This is a genomic window from Eubacterium sp. 3_1_31 (assembly GCF_964249515.1).
GTDB lineage: Bacteria > Bacillota_I > Bacilli_A > Erysipelotrichales > Erysipelotrichaceae > Longicatena > Longicatena caecimuris.
Genome location: NZ_CAXUBY010000106.1, coordinates 1 through 1,205 on the forward strand (window position 1 = coordinate 1; position 1,205 = coordinate 1,205).

A 1,205-nucleotide genomic window follows, 5' to 3' on the forward strand; every position below is an offset into this window, starting at 1 on the left:
GTGCGCTGAAAGGTGCACGCCCGGCGTGAGGTGGGGGAAAATCTGGAGATTGCTTCAAAGGATTACCTATCACCATTTTTTTTGTATACAAAAATGCGGAACGTGGCGGGTATCTCACAGACGGACGCACAGAAAAGTTCGGATATGTTTATGAAATGCCGGTACATGGATGAACTGACCGGCGGCAGAGGGATTACCTTTGCTACAGGTACTCCCGTATCGAACAGTATGACCGAGCTTTACACTATCATGCGTTATCTCCAGTATGACACACTCATGCGTATGGGCATGGGACATTTTGATTCCTGGGCGGCAACGTTCGGGGAGACAGTAACCGCAATCGAATTATCACCGGAAGGAACGGGCTATCGTGCGAAAACACGGTTTGCCCGTTTTTTCAATCTTCCGGAGCTGATTTCCATTTTTAAGGAAGCTGCGGATATTCAGACTTCTGATATGCTGAATCTTCCTGTACCGGAAGCAGAGTTTATCAATGAAGTCTTGAAGCCAAGTGAAGAACAGCAGGAAATGGTCAGTGCTTTTTCAGAACGTGCCGAAAGTGTAAGAGGTGGTCTTGTGAATCCGACAGAAGATAATATGCTCAAGATAACCAACGACGGAAGAAAGTGTGCGTTAGACCAAAGGCTTTTGAATGAACTCCTTCTGGATGCGGAAAAAAGCAAGGTCAATACCTGTGTGGAAAATGCTTTTCAGGTATGGGAAGAAGGAAAAGCAGACCGGACAACCCAGCTGATCTTCTGCGACCTGTCCACACCCAAAGGAGATGGGACTTTCAACGTATATGATGATGTCCGGAACAAACTGACAGAAAAAGGAATCCCGAAAGAAGAGATTGCTTTTATCCATGAATACAACACGGAGGCAAAGAAAGCGGAACTGTTTGCAAAGGTACGGGCTGGACAGGTGAGAATCCTGATGGGTTCCACTCCAAAACTCGGTGCAGGTACCAACGTACAGGACAGACTGATTGCTCTCCATCACCTTGACTGTCCATGGAAGCCGTCTGATCTGGAACAGCAGGAAGGACGTATTTTAAGACAGGGAAACCAGAATGACAAAGTAAAGATATTCCGGTATGTGACGGAAAATACTTTTGATGCGTATATGTGGGTGCGACACGAAGTCGCATAATGTAATTGTTCGGCAGTGACCGAACCTGCTATTCCATTAGCAGTAGCCTAACA

Annotated in this window: 1 pseudogene; it reads left to right on the forward strand. The window is 46.5% G+C overall.

The features are described 5' to 3' along the window. Positions 1 to 78 precede the first annotated feature (78 nt). A pseudogene (locus tag ACESSZ_RS16440) lies at positions 79 to 1,152 on the forward strand (helicase-like domain-containing protein); the annotation flags it as partial. Positions 1,153 to 1,205: the final 53 nt, after the last annotated feature.